This is a genomic window from Nonomuraea sp. NPDC049624, from assembly GCF_040675255.1.
Classification (GTDB): Bacteria; Actinomycetota; Actinomycetes; order Streptosporangiales; family Streptosporangiaceae; genus Nonomuraea.
Map to the genome: position 1 here is coordinate 1 of NZ_JBFAOR010000012.1, position 18,319 is coordinate 18,319.

General features: G+C 71.1%; 18 protein-coding genes and 1 riboswitch. Of the genes, 10 read left to right on the forward strand and 8 right to left on the reverse strand.

Annotation, left to right across the window (positions count from 1 at the left end; genetic code table 11):
* The first annotated feature begins 311 nt into the window (after positions 1-311).
* Positions 312-2,402 (forward strand): S9 family peptidase, encoded by a 2,091-nt coding sequence (locus AB0J76_RS39745; protein WP_352320537.1) that lies wholly within the window; start codon positions 312-314, stop codon positions 2,400-2,402.
* Complete coding sequence (gene mgrA, locus AB0J76_RS39750) at positions 2,399-3,397, forward strand: L-glyceraldehyde 3-phosphate reductase (RefSeq protein WP_352320535.1); 999 nt, start codon at positions 2,399-2,401, stop codon at positions 3,395-3,397. The genes AB0J76_RS39745 and mgrA overlap by 4 nt, the downstream gene beginning before the upstream one ends.
* A 42-nt stretch (positions 3,398-3,439) precedes the next feature.
* Here mgrA and AB0J76_RS39755 read toward each other — a convergent pair whose 3' ends face one another.
* Positions 3,440-5,815 (reverse strand): lysylphosphatidylglycerol synthase transmembrane domain-containing protein, encoded by a 2,376-nt coding sequence (locus AB0J76_RS39755; protein ID WP_352320533.1) that lies wholly within the window; start codon positions 5,813-5,815, stop codon positions 3,440-3,442.
* A gap of 425 nt (positions 5,816-6,240) precedes the next feature.
* Between AB0J76_RS39755 and AB0J76_RS39760 the strand changes: the two genes are divergently transcribed.
* Positions 6,241-8,253 carry a molybdopterin oxidoreductase family protein gene (locus AB0J76_RS39760; protein ID WP_352320531.1) on the forward strand — a complete coding sequence of 671 codons (2,013 nt, stop codon included), beginning with the start codon at positions 6,241-6,243 and terminating at the stop codon, positions 8,251-8,253.
* Between the two features lie 11 nt (positions 8,254-8,264).
* Here AB0J76_RS39760 and AB0J76_RS39765 read toward each other — a convergent pair whose 3' ends face one another.
* A complete protein-coding gene (locus AB0J76_RS39765) occupies positions 8,265-9,011 on the reverse strand; it encodes a hypothetical protein (protein WP_352320529.1) in 747 nt (248 codons plus the stop codon).
* Between the two features lie 93 nt (positions 9,012-9,104).
* On the opposite strand from AB0J76_RS39765, the gene AB0J76_RS39770 reads away from it, so the two are divergent.
* On the forward strand, positions 9,105-9,656 hold the full coding sequence (locus tag AB0J76_RS39770; protein ID WP_352320527.1) for a helix-turn-helix transcriptional regulator: 552 nt from the start codon (positions 9,105-9,107) through the stop codon (positions 9,654-9,656).
* On the opposite strand, the gene AB0J76_RS39775 is transcribed toward AB0J76_RS39770, so the two are convergent.
* Positions 9,645-10,571, reverse strand: coding sequence for a GNAT family N-acetyltransferase (locus tag AB0J76_RS39775; RefSeq protein WP_352320525.1), 927 nt, complete (start codon positions 10,569-10,571; stop codon positions 9,645-9,647). The two genes, AB0J76_RS39770 and AB0J76_RS39775, sit on opposite strands and share 12 nt — an antisense overlap.
* A gap of 75 nt (positions 10,572-10,646) precedes the next feature.
* Between AB0J76_RS39775 and AB0J76_RS39780 the strand changes: the two genes are divergently transcribed.
* A complete protein-coding gene (locus AB0J76_RS39780; protein ID WP_352320523.1) occupies positions 10,647-11,096 on the forward strand; it encodes a hypothetical protein in 450 nt (149 codons plus the stop codon).
* Here the strand turns inward: AB0J76_RS39780 and AB0J76_RS39785 are convergent.
* The 4 genes from AB0J76_RS39785 to AB0J76_RS39800 all read right to left on the reverse strand — a co-directional run bounded on the left by AB0J76_RS39785 (position 11,062) and on the right by AB0J76_RS39800 (position 13,126).
* Positions 11,062-11,334: a zinc-binding dehydrogenase gene (locus AB0J76_RS39785; RefSeq protein WP_352320521.1), complete on the reverse strand. Its 273-nt coding sequence runs from the start codon at positions 11,332-11,334 to the stop codon at positions 11,062-11,064. The genes AB0J76_RS39780 and AB0J76_RS39785 overlap by 35 nt on opposite strands.
* Before the next feature lie 169 nt (positions 11,335-11,503).
* Entirely contained in the window at positions 11,504-11,887 is a 384-nt protein-coding gene (locus tag AB0J76_RS39790) for a VOC family protein (protein WP_352320520.1), read from the reverse strand.
* A 4-nt stretch (positions 11,888-11,891) separates the two neighbouring features.
* Entirely contained in the window at positions 11,892-12,212 is a 321-nt protein-coding gene (locus AB0J76_RS39795; RefSeq protein ID WP_352320519.1) for a multidrug efflux SMR transporter, read from the reverse strand.
* Positions 12,213-12,244: 32 nt separating this feature from the next.
* Positions 12,245-12,318, reverse strand: a riboswitch (guanidine-III (ykkC-III) riboswitch).
* A 10-nt stretch (positions 12,319-12,328) separates the two neighbouring features.
* Entirely contained in the window at positions 12,329-13,126 is a 798-nt protein-coding gene (locus AB0J76_RS39800; protein ID WP_352320517.1) for a methyltransferase domain-containing protein, read from the reverse strand.
* 103 nt (positions 13,127-13,229) lie between these two features.
* Here AB0J76_RS39800 and AB0J76_RS39805 point away from each other — a divergent pair, with 103 nt between their 5' ends.
* The 3 genes from AB0J76_RS39805 to AB0J76_RS39815 all read left to right on the forward strand — a co-directional run bounded on the left by AB0J76_RS39805 (position 13,230) and on the right by AB0J76_RS39815 (position 16,337).
* Entirely contained in the window at positions 13,230-15,035 is a 1,806-nt protein-coding gene (locus AB0J76_RS39805) for an acyl-CoA dehydrogenase (RefSeq protein ID WP_352320516.1), read from the forward strand.
* Positions 15,036-15,102: 67 nt separating this feature from the next.
* Complete coding sequence (locus tag AB0J76_RS39810) at positions 15,103-16,041, forward strand: MBL fold metallo-hydrolase (RefSeq protein ID WP_352320515.1); 939 nt, start codon at positions 15,103-15,105, stop codon at positions 16,039-16,041.
* Between the two features lie 71 nt (positions 16,042-16,112).
* Positions 16,113-16,337: a hypothetical protein gene (locus tag AB0J76_RS39815; RefSeq protein ID WP_352320513.1), complete on the forward strand. Its 225-nt coding sequence runs from the start codon at positions 16,113-16,115 to the stop codon at positions 16,335-16,337.
* A gap of 16 nt (positions 16,338-16,353) precedes the next feature.
* On the opposite strand, the gene AB0J76_RS39820 is transcribed toward AB0J76_RS39815, so the two are convergent.
* Positions 16,354-16,647, reverse strand: a complete 294-nt coding sequence (locus AB0J76_RS39820) for a Dabb family protein (protein ID WP_352320511.1) — start codon at positions 16,645-16,647, stop codon at positions 16,354-16,356.
* A 79-nt stretch (positions 16,648-16,726) separates the two neighbouring features.
* On the opposite strand from AB0J76_RS39820, the gene AB0J76_RS39825 reads away from it, so the two are divergent.
* Positions 16,727-17,458 (forward strand): NUDIX hydrolase, encoded by a 732-nt coding sequence (locus AB0J76_RS39825; protein WP_352320509.1) that lies wholly within the window; start codon positions 16,727-16,729, stop codon positions 17,456-17,458.
* On the forward strand, positions 17,455-18,309 hold the full coding sequence (locus AB0J76_RS39830; protein ID WP_352320507.1) for a molecular chaperone DnaJ: 855 nt from the start codon (positions 17,455-17,457) through the stop codon (positions 18,307-18,309). Before AB0J76_RS39825 ends, AB0J76_RS39830 begins: the two co-directional genes overlap by 4 nt.
* Positions 18,310-18,319 lie beyond the last annotated feature (10 nt).

The window sequence follows — 18,319 nt, forward strand, 5'->3', positions numbered from 1 at the left end:
CAGCCGTTCAAGTCTCTGTCAAATTGACCGGACTTGCTCGACCTGCTGGAATTAAGTCGCGCCCCGCTTCCGGGACAACCCCTCTAACTTACCAGCCTGTCGCTCGGTTAGCGAACCGATCTTCAAACCCGCGAGCCAGAAGGGATTGCCGTCGATACGCGTCGCAACACACCAAAGTCACCGGAGTGAAGGGAGTGGGTTGCGCCGCACCTCGTCGGCTCCTAAAGATTAGCAGCGCTCCCGACCACTCGGGACGCGTTCGGCAGCTCTCCCGGCCACAGAACGATCACGGCCGAACATAGACTCCCCCCGTGAGCAGCAACACGCCGCCAGTGGCGAAGAAGGTACCGACTGAGCGCATCCATCACGGCGACACGTTCATCGACGAGTACGCCTGGCTAAGCAACAAGGACGACCCGGACACAACGGCGTACCTGGAGGCAGAGAACGACTTTCTCAAAGAGCACACCGCGCATCTCGCCGAGCTCCAGGAACAGGTCTTCCAGGAGATCAAGGGGCGCACTCAGGAGACCGACCTGTCGGTGCCGAGCCGTAAGGGGGCGTGGTGGTACTTCTCGCGTACCGAGGAGGGCAAGCAGTACGCGGTGTCCTGCCGGGTGCCGGCCAACAGTGACGCGCCGCCGCAGATCACCCCGGGCGAGCGCCTTGAGCGCGAGCAGGTCGTGCTCGACGGCAACGAGCTCGCCGGCGACAGCGCGTTCTTCTCCGTCGGCACCAGCGCCGTCGCGCCCGACGGGACGATGCTGGCCTACTCGACCGACTACAAGGGCGACGAGCGTTTCACGCTGAGGTTCAGGAACCTCGAGACGGGCGAGGTGCTGCCCGACGAGATCAAGGACATCTTCTACGGCGGCGCCTGGTCGGCCGACGGCTCGGCGTTCTTCTACACGCGGGTGGACGACGCCTGGCGTCCCTACCAGGTCTACCGGCACACCCTCGGGACGGAAGAGGACGTCCTGGTCTACGAGGAGACCGACGAGCGCTACTGGGTGGGCATCGGGCTGACCCGCAGCGAGCGGTACCTCGTACTGGGCGCGGGCAGCAAGATCACCAGCGAGGTGCGCATCCTCGACGCCGCCGACCCCACCGGCGAGTTCCAGGTCGTCCGGCCCAGGAAGACCGGTGTGGAGTACGGCGTCGAGCACGCGGGCGACTTCTTCTACGTCCTGCACAACGAGAACGCCGAGAACTTCGAGCTGGCCACGGCCCCCATCGACGAGCCCGGCTCCTGGACCCCGCTGATCGGGCACCGCGAGGACACCAGGCTGCTGGAGATCGACGCCTTCTCCGACCACGCCGTCGTGCACTTCCGCCGTGACGGCCTGACCGGCCTGCGGGTGCTGCCCTACGGCGCCGCGGGCGCGGGCTGGCGGGAGCGGATCGAGGCCGCCGAGCGGAACGCGTACGAGATCGACTTCCCCGAGCCCCTGTACGACGTCGGCCCGGCGGGCAACCCCGAGTTCACGACGACGCGGCTCAGGCTGGCGTACACGAGCATGGTGACGCCGCCGAGCGTCTACGACTACGAGCTGGACTCGCACGAGCTGATCCTGCTCAAGCAGCGTCCGGTGCTGGGCGGCTACGACGCGGGCGACTACGAGCAGTTCCGGGAGTGGGCGACGGCCGAGGACGGCACGCGCGTGCCGATCTCGATCGTCAAGCGCAAGGACACCACGACGCCTGCTCCGACCCTGCTCTACGGCTACGGCAGCTACGAGACCTCGATCGACCCCGGGTTCTCGGTTCCCCGGCTGTCGCTGCTCGACCGCGGGTTCGTCTTCGCCGTCGCGCACGTCAGGGGCGGCGGCGAGATGGGCCGTCGCTGGTACGAGGACGGCAAGCTGACCAGGAAGCGGAACACGTTCACCGACTTCGTGGCGGCGGCCCGGCATCTCAAGGCGAGCGGCTGGAGCGGGCGGATCGTCGCGCGCGGCGGCTCGGCGGGCGGGCTGCTGATGGGGGCGGTGACGAACCTGGCTCCCGAGGAGTTCGCGGGGGTGGTGGCCGAGGTGCCGTTCGTGGACGCGCTCAACACGATCCTCGACCCGTCGTTGCCGCTGACGGTGATCGAATGGGACGAGTGGGGCGACCCGCTGCACAACCCGGACGTCTACGCGTACATGAAGAGCTATTCGCCGTACGAGAACGTGGACGGCAGGGTGTACCCGCCGATTCTGGCGATCACCAGCCTGAACGACACGCGGGTGCTGTACCACGAGCCGGCCAAGTGGATCGCGCGGCTGCGGGCGACCGCGTCCGGCGGGCCGTTCCTGCTCAAGACGGAGATGGGCGCGGGCCACGGCGGGCGCAGCGGCCGGTACGACGCCTGGCGCGAGGAGGCGTTCGCGCTGTCCTGGATCATCGAGAGGGGGACGGCGTGAGCTTCGTGGCCGATGAGCGGCGGTACGAGCGTCAGCCGTACAACCGCAGCGGGCGCAGCGGGCTGAAGTTGCCGGCGGTGTCGCTGGGGTTGTGGCACAACTTCGGCGACGACCGGCCGATCGAGAACTCGCGGGCGGTGCTGCGGCGCGCGTTCGACCTCGGGGTGACGCATTTCGACCTGGCCAACAACTACGGCGTGCCGTACGGGTCGGCGGAGCGGAACTTCGGGCGGATCCTGCGGGAGGACTTCGCGGCGTACCGGGACGAGCTGGTCATCTCGACCAAGGCCGGGTACGACATGTGGCCGGGGCCGTACGGGGAGTGGGGGTCGCGCAAGTACGTGCTGGCCAGCCTCGACCAGTCGCTCGCCCGCATGGGCCTGGAGTACGTGGACGTGTTCTACAGCCACCGTCCGGACCCGGAGACGCCGCTGGAGGAGACCATGGGGGCGCTGGACCGGGCGGTGCGCTCGGGCAAGGCGCTGTACGCGGGCGTCTCCAACTACTCGGCCGAGCAGACCGCGCAGGCCGCGCGGATCATGCGCGAGCTGGGCACGCCGCTGCTCATCCACCAGCCGTCGTACTCGATGATCAACCGGTGGATCGAGGACGACGGGCTGCTCGACGTGCTGGAGGAGGCGGGCATGGGCTGCATCGTGTACTCGCCGCTGGCGCAGGGGCTGCTCACCGACCGCTACCTGGAGGGCGTGCCCGAGGGCTCGCGGGCGGCGACGAGCCGGTTCCTGAGCGCCGAGCAGATCGACCGGGACCTGGCGCGCGACCTCAACGAGATCGCCAGGGGCCGGGGTCAGACGCTGGCCCAGATGGCGCTGTCGTGGACGCTGCGCGACCCGCGGGTGACGAGCGTGCTGATCGGGGCGAGCAGTGTCCGGCAGCTGGAGGACAACGTGGCGTGCGTGGACGGCCCAGTGTTCACCGAGAGCGAGCTGGCGGCGATCGACAAGATCACCGAGCCGGTCACGTCGGCCCGCTGACTCACCCGCGGCGCACGGGGTCCTGTTCCGCCCGAGTGCGGTTCACAGGGCCTCGTGCCGCTGGAGGTAGGTGAAGGCGGCCCAGCCCGGCAGCACCGGCAGCCAGAACGTGAGCAGCCGGTGCAGCAGCACGGCCGAGGCGGCCAGGTCCCATTCGAGGCCGGCCGCGACCAGGCCGAGGGTGAGCGCGTACTCGACGGCGCCGAGGCCGCCCGGCGTGGGGGCGGCCGAGCCGATGGCGTTGGCCGTGAGGTAGACGACGGCGACGGCGGTGAAGCTCAGCTGGCCGCCGAACGCCGCGACGCAGGCGTCGAGGCAGGCCACGAACGCGATCGTGATCATGAGCGTGCCGAAGGCGGCCTCGATCATCTTGGCCGGCGACTGGAGCACGTCGAGCAGGCGGGGCAGCACGTTCGAGAACAGCCTGCGCATGCGCACGGTCACCATCCTGCGCAGCGGCGGCACGCCGAGCACCACCGCGACCAGCAGCGCGATGGCGAGCATCGCCACGACCAGGCCGCGCGAGGGGGTGAAGGAGGTGGCGGCGTCGGAGCCGGTGATGTAGGCGAACAGCAGCAGCAGGGCGATGTGGAAGACCAGCATGATGAGCTGCGAGGCGCCCACGCTGGCCACCGCGAGCGCCGGCGCGATGCCGCGCTTCTGCAGGTAGCGGGTGTTGATCGCGACGCCGCCGACCGCGGCGGGCGCGACCAGCTTGACGAACGACGACGCGAACTGCACCAGGACGGTACGCCACAACGGCAGGCGTTCCGGGACGAACCCGCGCAGCATGAGGGCGGCGGCGACGAAGCTGGTGAACGAGGCGATCAGCGCCAGGCCGGACCACCCCCAGTTGGCCGTGGTCACCACCTTGTAGAGGTCGACCTTGCTGAGCTGGGACAGCACGACGTAGGCGGCGACCGTGCTGGCGATGATCGTGATCAGGGTGCGCGGGCGGAAGCGCTCCAGGCGTACCTCTTCGACCTTGCCCTGGGGCTTGAGGGCGACGATGTGGTCGCGCAGGCCCGTCAGCACGTTCTTGGCCTTGGACAGGGCCGAGCGGGTCTCCCTGGTCAGGGCGATGCGCTGGAGCAGCGGCATGGCGGCGGCGAGGGCGTCGGGGCCCATCACGGCGGCGGCGGCCCGGACCGAGCGCTCGGCGCCGACGCGCAGCGCCAGGTAGGTGAGGAGCTGGGCGATGTCGAGCCGGAGCAGCAGGTCGCCGGCGGCGATCTCGCCGCTGCGGGCGTCGGTCAGCACGACCCGGCCGGCGCGGTCGAGGTGGATGCTGTCGCCGGTGAGCCGCCGGTGTGCCAGCCGCTGGATCTGCAGCAGCTCGACCTGCTCCCAGATCTGGGCGAGCAGGGCGTCGTCGATCTCGGCGTCGGGCACCTCGTCGAGCGGGCGGGTCTCGATGTGCTCGTAGGCGAGCAGGGCGGCCTCGGTGCCGATCTCGCTGGTGCCGAGCAGGCGCGGCGTGCTGGCGCCGGCGGCCTGGGCCGCGTAGGCCATCAGGGCCTCGCGTTCCAGCTCGGCCCGGAGCGAGCGGATGGCCCGGCGCCTGGTCTCGGAGTTGAGCCTGATGCGCCGCCACAGCCGGTACGGCAGCCCGGCCACCTGGCGGTCGCGGTCGAGGACGGTGACGTCGAGGCTGGTGCCGTCCTTGAGGCCGATGGCGTAGCGGCGGCTGCCCTGGTGGTCGTCCTCGATGCGGCGGGCGGAGACGGGCGAGAAGGACAGCTTGCGCAGCGCGGCGACCACGGCGCTGCCGGGCGGGCGGGTGTTGGGGCTGCCGACGCCGTAGAGGGTGGCGTAGCCGATGGCCATGCCGACCAGGACGGTCACGATGGCGCTGGGCAGGGTGATCTGCCTGCCGGAGAAGTAGGTGAGGATGTAGAGGGCGATCGAGGTCCACATGAGCATGCGCCACGTGGGGCGGCGCGCGATGCGCACCGCGGTGGTGTAGGCGATCACCGAGGTGAGCAGCGTGTTCAGCGGCTCGATCGCGCGGTCGCCGGTGAGCAGGATGCGCAGGTCGGTCAGACTGCTGGCCTCGATCCACTGGCCGAGCAGGAACGACCCGGCCATGCCGATGATGGCCGCGATCAGCCCTTCGGCGACGCGCAGGCCGTCGCGGTGGAAGACCCGCTCGACGGCGAACGCGGCGGGCACGATGAGCACGGCCGCGCTGCCGATGAAGGCCGCGACCCGGCTGAGCAGCGGGACCATCTCGGCGCCGACCTTGACGTCCTGCTCCAGACCGTTGAGCGTCTGCTTGGCGACGAGGGCGAGCAGGATCACCGCCGCGAGCACCGCCAGCGTCGCGAAGAAGCGCAGCAGGTCGGACGGCCGCCGCAGCCGCTGGGGAAGGAGCGGCTCGACTACGTAGACGCCGCCGTCGGCGCGTGGCTCGGACACGGCTGGATCCCCCTCCGTGAGGTCCTCCGTGTCATCGTCTCGTTCCCTGATTTCGGCCACCGACAGTGATTCTGCACCTTCCCGGCCGGACCGTACGATCTCTGTTGTCCAGTGTCCTCGTTCGCCGCTCCGGCGCGCGCACCGGGTGAGGACCCGACCGGCGTCGGCCTGCCCGCGTGTCTGGCATGTTCACTCCCGCGGTGCCGGTGCCGGCCCTCGTCGCCCCCGACGCCCGGCGCCCACGGGGAAAACCGCGCGGCCGGGCGGCCCGGTCACGACGCGTCGGCCGAGTACACCGCGGCCAGGCTGCGCGAGGCAGGGTACACGGTGGAACTCCCACCGTTCACCTTTGACTTCTTTCACGAGGTCGGCTCGGCGGTGTCGCGGGGACGGCGGGCGCGGGCCTCTCGACGTAGGCTGTGCGCATGTCGGGTGATTTGAGGGTTTTGGGGGCATGTCCGCTTGACTGCCCCGACACCTGCTCCTGGATCGTGACCGTACGGGACGGGCAGGCCGTCAAGATGCGCGGCAACCCCGACCACCCCTACACCCGCGGCGCGTTGTGCGTGAAGGTCAACCGGTACCTGGAGCACACGCAGGCGCAGGACCGCATCCTGTACCCGATGCGGCGCACCGGGCCGAAGGGGTCGGGCCAGTTCGAGCGCATCACCTGGGACGAGGCGCTCGACGAGATCTCGACCCGCCTGCGCGCCATCGTGGACGAGCACGGCGGCGAGGCGATCTGGCCGTACCTGGGCACCGGGTCGCTGGGTTACCTCCAAGGCTGCGAGGGCGTGGCGGGCCGCCGGTTCTGGAACGTGCTGGGGGCGTCCAAGCACTGGCTGAACATCTGCTCGGCGGCCGGCAGCAGCGGGCTGATGAAGGCCAACGGCACCGCGGGCGGCATGGACCCGGAGAACTTCGCCCAGGCCAGGCTGATCCTGCTCTGGGGCACGAACACGCTGACCAGCGGCCACCACCTGTGGAAGTTCATCCAGGACGCCCGCGCGGACGGCGCGCACGTGGTCGCCATCGACCCCATCCGCACCAGGACCGCCGACCAGGCCGACCAGCACCTGGCGATCAGGCCGGGCACGGACGCCGCGCTCGCGCTCGGGCTGCTCAACGTCGTGCTCGCGGAGAACGCCCAGGACGAGGAGTTCCTGGCCGAGCACACCGAGGGCTGGGAGGACTTCCGCAAGGAGATCCTGGAGTACCCGGTGGAGCGGGTGGCGGAGATCACCGGCATCCCGGCCGAGGACGTCCACAGCCTGGGGATGCGCCTGGCCCACACCCGGCCGACCGCGATCCGCGCCACCATGGGCATCCAGCGGCACGCCGGCGGCGGCACCGCGATGCGCACGATCGCCGCGATCCCCGGCGTGACCGGCGACTGGCGGCATCCGGGCGGCGGCGTGGCGTACTCGACGAGCGGTCACGTGCGCGTGACCGTCGACACCCGCGACGACCTGCTGGCCAAGCCGGTGCGCACGCTGGTCATGACCAAGCTCGGCTCCCAGCTCGACGACGTCAAATGTCTGTGGGTGTACGCCGCCAACCCGCTCGGCTCGACCCCCGACGCCAACGCGATCAGGCGGCAGCTCGCCCGCGAGGACCTGTTCACGGTCGTCATGGAGCAGTTCCCGACCGACACTGTGGACTACGCCGACATCGTGCTGCCCGCGACCATGCAGACCGAGCACATGGACCTGCACGCCGGTTACGGCCACATGTACCTGCTGTGGAACGAGCCCGCCGTGCCGCCGCCCGGGGAGTGCCTGTCCACCACCGAGACCTTCCGCCGGCTGGCCGCGCACATGGGGCTGAGCGAGCCGTCCCTGTACGACTCCGACCTGGAGCTGGCCGAGTCGTTGTTGTCGGGCGGGCACCCGTCGCTCGAAGGCGTCACGCTGGACCGGCTGCGCAAGGAGGGGTGGGTGCGGATGAACTACCCCAAACCGTTCGCGCCGTTCGCCGAGGGCTTCCCGACGCCGTCCGGGCGGCTGCGCTTCCCGCCCGCCGGGAAGGCGTACGTGCCCTCGCACACGGCGGCCGCCGACCGGTCGGCGTACCCGCTGACGCTGGTCACGCCGGCCTCGCACACGTTCCTGAACACGATCTTCGCCAACAATCCGGAGCTGCGGCGGCGGGCCAAGGGGCCGGCCGTGCTGGTCAACCCGGCCGACGCGGCGGCCCGGGGGCTGGTGGCCGGGCAGCGCGTACGGGTGCACAACGACGGCGGCGAGTTCCTGGCCGACGTGGAGATCAGCGACCGGGTCGCGCCCGGCGTGGTGGCCTCGCCCAAGGGCCGGTGGCCGAAGCTGACCCCGGGCGGCGCGAACGCCAACGCGGTCGTGGCCGAGCGGGACGGCGACATGGGCCGGGGGCCCGCCTTCCACGACAATCTGGTCGAGATCAGCCCCTGCGCCGGTCCATGACCTGGTGAAGGTCAGCCCTTGTGCCGGTCCATGAACGCCACGACCGTGTCGAGCACCTTGGCGGCGTGCGGGCTGCCGAGCAGGGCCGAGGCGTGCAGCGACTCGCCGGGGATGATCAGCACCTGGTTGTCCGGGGACTTGGTCGCGGCGGCCTCGGCCGCGCGCATCGATTCGGCGCCGCCGTAGGAGTCGTGCTCGGAGCCGATCTGCAGCAGCGGCACGGTGAGCGCGGCGGCGTCGCCCTCGTCGATCTCGCCGGACAGGGCGACGACGCCGGCCACCTCGGCGCCCAGCCGCTCGGCCGCCGGGACCGAGGCCGTGGCGCCGATCGAGCCGCCGACCAGGAACAGCCGCTCGACGCCCTTCTCCTTGGCCAGGCGCTTGCCCATGGCGACCGCGCCGTCCTCCGGGAGCAGGCCGGCGTCCCTGGCGTACAGCAGGACGCGGTAGCCGGCGGCGACCAGGCGGTCCGACAGCGGGCGCCAGGAGCACACGGTGCCGCGGCGCTCGTAGCTGATCACCACGCCCACCGGGCCGTCGCCGGCGATCACGCCGGGCAGGCCGCGGACGTGGGTGAAGATCTTGCCGTCCTGCTCGGTGAAGCAGCCCGAGACGTTGGGGCCGGTGGGCGGCGCGCTCGGGGTGGCGCTTGTCTCGCTGACAGGGGCGGGGGACTCGGCGGCCGTCGTGCGGACGGCGGTGGTGCCGGCGCCGACCGCGCCCCCGCAGCCGGTCAGCCCCATGGTGAGGAGTGCCATCCATCCGACGATCTTTCGCATGGCCGCCGCGCCCTTCTCCCGACTATGTCTGAACTGACATAGTGCCGCAAGCACCATATCCTTGGACGCACCATGACCTCAACGCTCGGATACGCGATCCTGGCCGTGCTGGCGCGCGGCGATCGCACCGGATATGACCTCGCGGCGGCCATGCGGCGGCCGGTCGGCTACTTCTGGACGGCCGGCCACAGCCAGATCCACGCCGAGTTGCAGAAGCTGCGGGCGGCCGGGCTGGTCGGGTTCGAGAGCGCGCACGGGCCTGGGCCGCAGGCCAAGAAGGTCTACCACCTGACCGCCGAGGGCCTGGCGGCGCTGCGGGCATGGGTCACCGAGCCGCCGCGCGAGCGGCCGGAGCGCGACGAGCTGGTGCTGAAGACGTACGCGGCGTGGCTGGCCGAGCCGGAGCTGCTGCGGCGGCTGTTCGCCGACCAGCTCGCCGCGCACGAGGAGCGGCTGGCCGACTACGAGCGGCAGGAGGCGTCGTTCGGCGGCCGGCCGGCCTTCGGCGACCCCGGGTTCGGCGGCTACGCGACGCTGCGCTGCGGGCTGAGCTACGAGCGGCACCGGGCCGAGTGGTGCCGCTGGATGCTGACCCAGCTCGCCGACGCCGCGTCAGCCGAGTGAGAGTTTGTAGCCCTCGTGGGAGGCGGTGAAGCCGAGCGCGTCGTAGAAGCGGTGGGCGTCGGTACGCGACTTGTCGGAGGTGAGCTGGACGACGGCGCACCCCCTGGCCCGCGCCCGGTCGACGGCCCACTGGATCATCTTGCCGCCGAGCCCCTGGCCGCGCGTCGAGGCGGCCACCCTGACGGCCTCGATCTGACACCGCTCGGAACCCAGCCGCGACAGCCCGGCCAGGTACGTGAGCTGCATCGTGCCGACCACCTCGCCCTCCCGCTCGGCCACGATGAGCTCGTCGTGCGGGTTGGCCTCGATGCGGTCGAAGGCCATCAGGTAGCGGGTGTCGTCGGGGTCTCCCTCGCGGGCGGCGCCGAGCGGGTCGTCGGCCAGCAGCTTGACGATGGCCGGGACGTCCTCCTTGCGGGCCTGGCGGAACAGCAGGGACAACACGTAGTGGGACTCCATCAGGGACGGGTTGGAGGGCAGGGCCATGACCTTGCCGCTGCGCACGAAGCCCTTGGCCGCGTAGAGCGCGCGGGCGGCGTGGTTGCGGTCGACGGCCCAGAGCTGCACCTGCTCGGCCCCGGCCGAACGGGCCCACTCGACGGACCGGTCGACCAGGCGGGAGGCGAGCCCACGTCCCCTGGCCTCGGGGGCGACCCACATGGACAGCAGGTGGGCGCCGGTCTCCTCCAGGAGCATGCACACCAGGCCGACGTCGCCCAGGTCGTCGTCCTCGGCCACCCACCACCGCGAGTGCGGGTTCTTCAGCCGATCGGCCCAGTCGTCTGCGGAGAACGCGACCTCGCGCGCGTAGGAGGAGCCGAACGCGTCCGGTGACTCCTGCAGCGCCCGCAGCCGGACGTCCCTCAGCCGTTCTCCTTCGTCCGGCCCCAACTGCACAATGGCGATTTCCGTCATATGGGAATCATGTCAGGGACAGGTCAGGGTCCGTCCCCGATGCCTCACGGGGGCCCGCGGCGGCACCATGAGGACATGAACGAAATCAGTAGGCGCGACGAGGTCTCACTGTCCGCGGCGGCCCTGCGGGGCGCCCCTTGGAAGACCGCCGCCATCGGCGGCGTCGTGGTGTCGGCCGCCAGCTTCGGGATGGGCCTGGTCACCGGCGGCGGTGACCTGGTCTGGGCCCTGGGCCTCGGCATCAGCCTGTTCGCGCTGATCGCCGCGATCGGCGCGGTCGCCAAGCCGCACGAGGGCGACCGCGTCACCCGCCAGGCGCGGCTGTGGTCGCTGCGGCACCCGTGGAAGTTCGCGCTCCTGCCCTCCGCGATCACGGCGGTGCTCGACTACCCGGTGCAGCTCGTGCTCGACGACGAGGGCGTGTTCGGCTCGGCCGTGCAGGCGATGTGGCACGGCGCGCTGGTCTACCTGATCGCCGCGATCCTCACCCTCACGATGAAGGGACGAGCACGATCTTCCCAGTGACCCGCCGCTCCAGCAGGTCGTCCATGGCCCGGTTCTCCGCGGCGTGGCCCATGGACCACGCGCCCCAGTCGACGCCCACCACGGCCCGGTTACGCAGCAGCACCTGGTTGGCCGGCAACCTCACGATCCCGCCCGAGGCGAATCCGACGACCAGGAGCCGCCCGCCCTCGCGCAACCCGCGAAGGGCCTGCTCGGACAGCTCGCCGCCGACCGGGTCGACGCCACGTCCACGGACCACGCCCTGGCCGCTTCCTTGAGCCCGTCGTAGCCGATCACGTCGTCGGCTCCCGCCCGCCGGGCGCGCTCCCTCTTCTCGCCGGTGGACGCCGCCGCCGCGAGCACGTCGAAACCCTCGGGCAGCGGTACGGCGCACCATCAGCCCGTCCACGAGCTTCACCGACAGAACATCATTCCGGCAAGGCCTTCTCCGCCTCGCTCCGGCACACGCAGAACTCGTTCCCCTCCGGGTCGAGCATGGTCACCCAGCCCGTGCCGTCGGGCCTGCGCTGGTCCTGGAAGACGGTCGCGCCGAGGCCGAGCAGCCGCTCGATCTCCTCGTCACGCGTACGGCCCTCGGTGCCGTTGACGTCGAAATGCACCCGGTTCTTGCCCGTCTTGGTCTCGGGCACGCGGATGAACAGCAGGAAAGGGTCGCGCGGCGTACGCAGCATCACCTCGTCGGCGCCCGGCTTGTCACCCTCGCCGAGCGGCCACCCGGTGGCCTGGCTCCACCAGTTCGCGAGCTCGTAGGGATCGGCGGCGTCGACGGTGACGGCGTGAATCTCAATCATCGCACTAGTGTCCACCAGCCAGATTGAGCCCCACGACACCGGCCAGGATGAGCGCGATCGAGGTCAGGCGCAGCGGCGACACGTCGTCGCCCATGGCGACCATGCCGAGGATCGCGGTGCCGACGGCCCCGATGCCGGTCCACACGGCGTACGCGGTGCCGACCTCCAGCGACTTGAGCGCGTAGGCGAGCAGCCCGAAGCTGAGGGCGGCCGTGGCCAGGAAGGACAGGGTCCACCACAGGTTGCTGAGGCCGTTGCTGAGCTTGAGCGACAGTGCCATGGCCACCTCGAACAGGCCGGCCAGCACGATGAGGATCCACGCCATGATCAGACTCCTGAGGACGAGACGTACGGGTACGTGCGTCGTCTTGGCGTGTCCGGGTACGGCGCGTCTCGTCCGGGAGCGTCAGCTCATTTCGTACAACGGCTGAGCAAAACGGATCATTCCCACCAGACGGTGACCCACCGATCGCGCGGCACCGGCCACATGCCCAGCTCGACGGCGGTCTCGGCCACCTCCGCCACCCTGGACGGGTCGAGGCACACCCGGCGGCAGGCGCTCTCGGCCAGCTCCTCGACGGTCGTGAAACGTTCCAGGGGCGCCTCACGCTCCTCCACGCGTACCGGGAAGCCCAGCGCCGCGGCCAGGGCCACGCAGTCCTCCGCGATGGGCCGGACCGGGCGGTCGACGCCGTGGAAGTGCTGCCAGAGCGGCGTCATCCAGCTCATGGGATGGCGGTGGGGCAGTTCGAGCACCACCCGGCCGCGGGTGCGGCTGTCGAGCGCCTGGAGGAACTGCGCCAGGTCGGGCACGTTGTAGACCACGTGCGCGGCGACGGACACGTCGGCCACCGGCACCTGGTCGGCCACGTCGGGCCAGCGCCCCTCGACGGTGGTGGCGGGCACGCCGAGGTTCATCGCCCTGACCTTCAGGCCCTCCAGCATCGGCGCGGAGGTGTCGACCGCGTAGAGGTGGCCGATGCGCTCGCGCAGCGGCAGCGACGCGGCGCCGGGACCCGAGCCGACGTCGAGCAGCGTGCCCTTGTCAGGCAGCGCCTCGGCGAGCCGGGTCATGGTCGGGCCGTCGTCGGGCTCGGCCAGCGCCCGGTCGGTCCGCGTGGCGAACCTTTCCGGCGAGTGGCTCCACGGATCGGCCGGAGCCTTGGCCAGGATCTCCTCGGGGATGGCCCAGGATTCCAGTCGCTCCCGCCATCTTGTGGCGAGTTCTTCGGCGTCCATGGAGTCGAGCATGCCACGCATGGGCGGGGTTACCCACGGGTAGCATTGCAGGTAAGGTTACTGGCCAGTACATGAAGACCTCGGTTCAAGGAGATCTGCACCCATGGGCCACTACAAGAGCAACGTGCGTGACCTGGAATTCAACCTCTTCGAGGTGTTCGGTCGACGCGAGATCCTCGGCACCGGGCCCTTCGGCGAAGTGGACGAGGACGTCGCGCGGAGCATCCTGGACGAGGTCAACAGGCTGGCGACCGGCGTGCTCGCCGACTCCTTCGAGGAGGGCGACCGCACCCCGCCGGTGTTCGACCCCGCGACGAGCACGGTGACCGTCCCGGCCGGCGTCAAGAAGTCGTTCAAGGCGCTGGTGGACGGCGGCTGGGCGCACCTCGACCTGCCCGCCGAGCTGGGCGGCCCCGGCATCCCGCGCAGCCTCGCCTGGGCGACGGCCGAGATGGTGCTCGGCTCCAACCCGGCCCTGTACATGTACGCCGCCGGCCCCAACTTCGCCTACACCCTGTGGAAGCTGGGCACGCCGGAGCAGAAGCGCTTCGCCGAGCTGGCCATCGAGAAGAACTGGGGCGCCACCATGGTGCTCACCGAGCCGGACGCCGGCTCGGACGTCGGCGCCGGCCGGGCCAGGGCGGTCCAGCAGCCCGACGGCACCTGGCACATCGAGGGCGTCAAGCGCTTCATCACCAGCGCCGAGCACGACATGGCCGACAACATCTTCCACCTGGTTCTGGCCCGTCCCGAGGGCCACGGTCCGGGCACCAAGGGCCTGTCGATGTTCCTGGTGCCCAAGTTCCACGTGGACCTGGAGACCGGCGAGCTGGGCGAGCGCAACGGCGCCTACGTCACCAACGTCGAGAAGAAGATGGGCCTGAAGGTCTCCACGACCTGCGAGCTCACCTTCGGCGACAAGCACCCGGCGATCGGCTGGCTGGTCGGCGACGTGCACGAGGGCATCAAGCAGATGTTCATGGTGATCGAGCACGCCCGCATGATGGTCGGCACCAAGGCCATCGCCACGCTCTCCACCGGCTACCTGAACGCCCTCGACTACGCCAAGTCCCGCTACCAGGGCGCGGACCTGACCAAGATGGCCGACAAGTCCGCCCCCCGGGTGACCATCACCCACCACCCGGACGTGCGCCGCGAGCTGATGCTGCAGAAGGCGTACGCCGAGGGCATGCGCGCCCTGGTCCTCTACACGGCCACCTTCCAGGACGCCCTCCTGATCGACCCGGCGGACCGGCACGCGGAGGCCATGAACGACCTGCTGCTGCCCCTGGTCAAGGGCGTCGGCTCGGAGCGCTCGTACGAGCTGCTGGCCCGCTCGCTGCAGACCCTGGGCGGTTCGGGCTACCTGCAGGACTACCCGATCGAGCAGTACATCCGCGACGCCAAGATCGACTCCCTGTACGAGGGCACCACCGCGATCCAGGGCCTCGACCTGTTCTTCCGGAAGATCCTGCGCAACCAGGGCGCCGCGGTGGGCGCGCTGCTCGCCGAGATCAACGAGTTCGCCGCCTCCGAGGCGGGCAACGGCCGGCTCAAGGAGGAGCGCAAGCTGCTCGCCGAGGCCGCCGCCGACGTCAAGGTCATGGGCGACACCATGGCCGGCTGGGCGCTCGGCTCGCTGGAGAAGCCGGAGGAGGTCTACAAGGTCGGCCTGAACAGCACCCGGTTCCTGCTCGCGCTGGGCGACCTGGTGATCGGCTGGCTGCTGCTGCGCCAGGCCGAGGTGGCCCTGGCCCGGCTGGCCGAGTCGGAGGACCCGTTCTACCAGGGCAAGGTGGCCGCGGCGTCGTTCTTCGCCACGACCGTGCTGCCCAGGCTGGCGGCCGAGCGGCGCGTCCTCGCCGCCACCGGCCAGGACCTCATGGAGCTTCCCGAAGAGGCCTTCTGAGCGTGATCCGCGTTCCGTGACGCCCGCTCCCCGTCCGGGGGGCGGGCGTCGCTGTTAGGTTCCGGGCATGAGCTCCTCACCTCATGACCACCCCCTGCCCCCGCCGCGCGTCGAAGAGGTCTGCGAGGGCGTCTACGCCTACGTCCAGCCCGACGGGAGCTGGTGGATCAACAACACCGGCTTCCTGGCCGGGCGGCGCGGCGTGATCTGCGTGGACGCCTGCTCGACCGAGCGCCGCACCCGCGACCTGCGAGAAGCCGTCGCCAAGGTCAGCGGCAGGCCGATCACCACGCTGGTCAACACCCACCACCACGGCGACCACACCTTCGGCAACTGGCTGTTCCCTGAGGCCACGATCGTCGGGCACGAGGGCGTACGCGCCCAGATCCTGGCCGACGGCGTTCCGGCGTACCGGGGGGCCTGGTCGCCGGAGGTGGTGTGGGGGGCGATGGAGGTCGCGCCGCCGTTCCTGACGTACACCGAGGGGGTCACCCTCTACTCCGACGACCTGCGCTGCGAGGTGCGGCACGTCGGGCCGGCCGCGCACACGACCAACGACTCGATCGTCTGGATCCCGGAGCGGCGGGTGCTGTTCTCCGGCGACCTGGTCTTCAACGGCGGCACGCCGTTCGTCCTGATGGGCTCGGTGGCCGGGACGATCGCCGCCCTGGACACGCTCAGGGAGCTGGGCGCGGAGACGATCGTCCCCGGGCACGGCGAGGTGTGCGGGCCGGAGGTCTACGAGCGGGTCGAGGGCTACCTGCGGTTCGTCCAGGAGACCGCCCGGCGGGGCCACGCGGCGGGCCGGACGCCCCTGGAGGCGGCGCGGGAGACCGACCTCGGCGAGTGGGGCGCACTGCTCGACCCCGAACGGATCGTGGGCAACCTGCACCGGGCCTACGCCGAGCTGGACGGCCGCCCGCCGGGGGCGCCGATCGACGTCGGCGCGGCCGTCCAGGACATGATCGCCTACAACGGCGGGCGGCCATTGTCCTGTCTCGCCTGACGCGGCGGGGGTGTGGTCACCGATACCCGGGTATGACCGTGGGCACATCTCGCCTTTGCCTGGAGGTCGTCATGGGTGTCGGGGTCAGCATCTTCTTCCTCACGCTCGGCGCCATCCTGCGGTTCGCCATCGAACCCGACGTGTTCGGCCAGAGCGTGCACATGGACATCATCGGCGTCATCTTCATGATCGTCGGAGGCGTGGGCGTCGTGCTGAGCATCGTGCTCGCGCCCCGGCGCGGACGCACCTCCGAAGACCGGCTGATGCACCGCGAGAACCACCCGCCCGAGTTCTAAAGGGTTCTAGAGGGTTCTAGAGACTGAGCTGCACGGCGGCGCGCGTCGCCAGGATCGGCTTGATGTGCTCCGCGATCACGGCCTGGTGGCGGGGGTGGTCGCGGTAGATCACGAAGTCGTCCACACTGTCGAGGTCGGCGACCACGGCGAAGTCGTGGTTGCCCTGGGTGATGCCCGCGTCGGGCCCCACCGTGTACGCCCGTAGCTGCGGGATCTCGCCCGGCAGCTTGCGCAGCTCGGTCGCGACCGCGGCCTTCTGCTCGTCGGTGGCGTCGTCGGACCAGGTGAACAGCACAATGTGACGGATCATGCGCCAACCCTATCGACACACACCCGTCGGCGGAGTTATTCTCAGATCGAGATTGACTCGAACTGAGAAGGACTTGGGGATGGAAGAGTTCCTGGCCGGCTACAACCCCCGCCTCTACGCGCCGGTCGCGGTCACCGTCGACGTGGTCGCGCTGACCATCCGCGACCGGCGGCTGCACGTCCTGATCGTCGAGCGCGGCGTGGAGCCGTACGCGGGCCGCTGGGCCCTGCCCGGCGGCTTCATCAAGCCGGACGAGGACCTGGCCGAGGCGGCGGTGCGCGAGCTGGCCGAGGAGACCGGCGTGGCCACCCGCCCGGCGCACATCGAGCAGCTCGCCAGCTACGGCGGCCCCGGCCGCGACCCCCGCATGCGGGTGGTGTCGATCTCCTACCTCGCCTTCGCCCCCGACCTGCCCGACCCCCGGCCCGGCACGGACGCCGCCGCGGCCGTCTGGCACCCGGTCGACGACGTGCCGCCGCTGGCCTTCGACCACGCCCGCATCCTGGCCGACGGCGTCGAGCGGGCCCGGTCGAAGCTGGAGTACACGCCGCTGGCCACGGCCTTCGCCGGCCCCGAGTTCACCGTCTCGGAGCTGCGGCTGATCTACGAGACCGTGTGGGGCACGCCGCTGCACGCGGGCAACTTCCACCGCAAGGTCCTGTCCGTCCCCGGGTTCGTCGAGAGCACCGGCCAGACCACCGAGACCGGCGGCCCCAGGGGCGGGCCGCGGGCCAAGCTCTACCGGGCGGGCGACGCCCGGCTGCTCCACCCCGCGCTGCTGCGGCCCGCCCGGGAGGAGGAGGTGCGGTGAACACCGAGCGGGCGGCGGCGATCGTCATGGGCGCGCGATCGGCCCAGGAGCTCTTCGCCGGCGGGTCCGCCGCCCGCGTCTACCGGCGGCTGGCCAGGGCGCTGCATCCCGACCTCGCGCCGGGCGGTGAGGAGGCGTTCAAGCGGCTGGTCGCGCTCTGGGAGACCTACCACCGCGGTCAGCGGGTCGGCGACTTCCTGGTCGGGCCGCCGCTGCACAAGGGCGGCACCGCCGTGCTCTACCCGGCCGGGCGCGGCGCCGAGCGCGACTCGCTGCTCAAGGTGGCCCGCGACCCGGCCGCCGACCGGCTGCTGGTCCGCGAGGCCGCCGCGCTGCGGAAGATCGCGGCCGACGGTGACCCGCGCTCCCTGCCGTACGTCCCCCGCCTCGTCGCAAGCTTCCGCTACCGCGGCGGCGGGGTGGTCCGGCAGGCGAACGTGGTCAGCCGGGCGCCCGCCGGGTTCGTCACCCTCGAACGCGCCGGCACCGGGCTCGCCCCCCGCGACGTGGCGTGGATCTGGCGGCGGCTGCTCGTGGCCGCCGGGCTCGCCCACCGGGCCGGCGTCGCGCACGGCGCGGTGCTCCCCCGCCACGTCCTCGTCCATCCCCTCGACCACGGGCTCGTGCTGGTCGACTGGTGCCACGGCGACCGGCTCGACGAACGCGCCGACATCGCCGCCCTGACCCGGTGCGTCGACCACCTGATGGGCGAGCGCCCGCGCCGGATGCGCGCCTTCGTCCGGGGCTGCCTGCTGCGGCCGCCGTCCGACGCGTGGGAGCTGCTGCGCGAGCTCGACGACCTGCTCGACGACCTCTACGGGCCCCGTACGTACCGTCCGCTCCACCTTTGAGGGAGGCTGC

Coding starts and splice junctions, on each gene's coding strand:
- AB0J76_RS39810 (WP_352320515.1), top strand. CDS start 15,103: ATGAGCTCCTCACCTCATGACCACCCCCTGCCCCCGCCGCGCGTCGAA.
- AB0J76_RS39805 (WP_352320516.1), top strand. CDS start 13,230: ATGGGCCACTACAAGAGCAACGTGCGTGACCTGGAATTCAACCTCTTC.
- AB0J76_RS39800 (WP_352320517.1), bottom strand. CDS start 13,126: ATGGACGCCGAAGAACTCGCCACAAGATGGCGGGAGCGACTGGAATCC.
- AB0J76_RS39820 (WP_352320511.1), bottom strand. CDS start 16,647: ATGATCCGTCACATTGTGCTGTTCACCTGGTCCGACGACGCCACCGAC.
- AB0J76_RS39790 (WP_352320520.1), bottom strand. CDS start 11,887: ATGATTGAGATTCACGCCGTCACCGTCGACGCCGCCGATCCCTACGAG.
- AB0J76_RS39760 (WP_352320531.1), top strand. CDS start 6,241: ATGTCGGGTGATTTGAGGGTTTTGGGGGCATGTCCGCTTGACTGCCCC.
- AB0J76_RS39815 (WP_352320513.1), top strand. CDS start 16,113: ATGGGTGTCGGGGTCAGCATCTTCTTCCTCACGCTCGGCGCCATCCTG.
- AB0J76_RS39795 (WP_352320519.1), bottom strand. CDS start 12,212: ATGGCGTGGATCCTCATCGTGCTGGCCGGCCTGTTCGAGGTGGCCATG.
- AB0J76_RS39770 (WP_352320527.1), top strand. CDS start 9,105: ATGACCTCAACGCTCGGATACGCGATCCTGGCCGTGCTGGCGCGCGGC.
- AB0J76_RS39825 (WP_352320509.1), top strand. CDS start 16,727: ATGGAAGAGTTCCTGGCCGGCTACAACCCCCGCCTCTACGCGCCGGTC.
- AB0J76_RS39775 (WP_352320525.1), bottom strand. CDS start 10,571: ATGACGGAAATCGCCATTGTGCAGTTGGGGCCGGACGAAGGAGAACGG.
- AB0J76_RS39765 (WP_352320529.1), bottom strand. CDS start 9,011: ATGGCACTCCTCACCATGGGGCTGACCGGCTGCGGGGGCGCGGTCGGC.
- AB0J76_RS39780 (WP_352320523.1), top strand. CDS start 10,647: ATGAACGAAATCAGTAGGCGCGACGAGGTCTCACTGTCCGCGGCGGCC.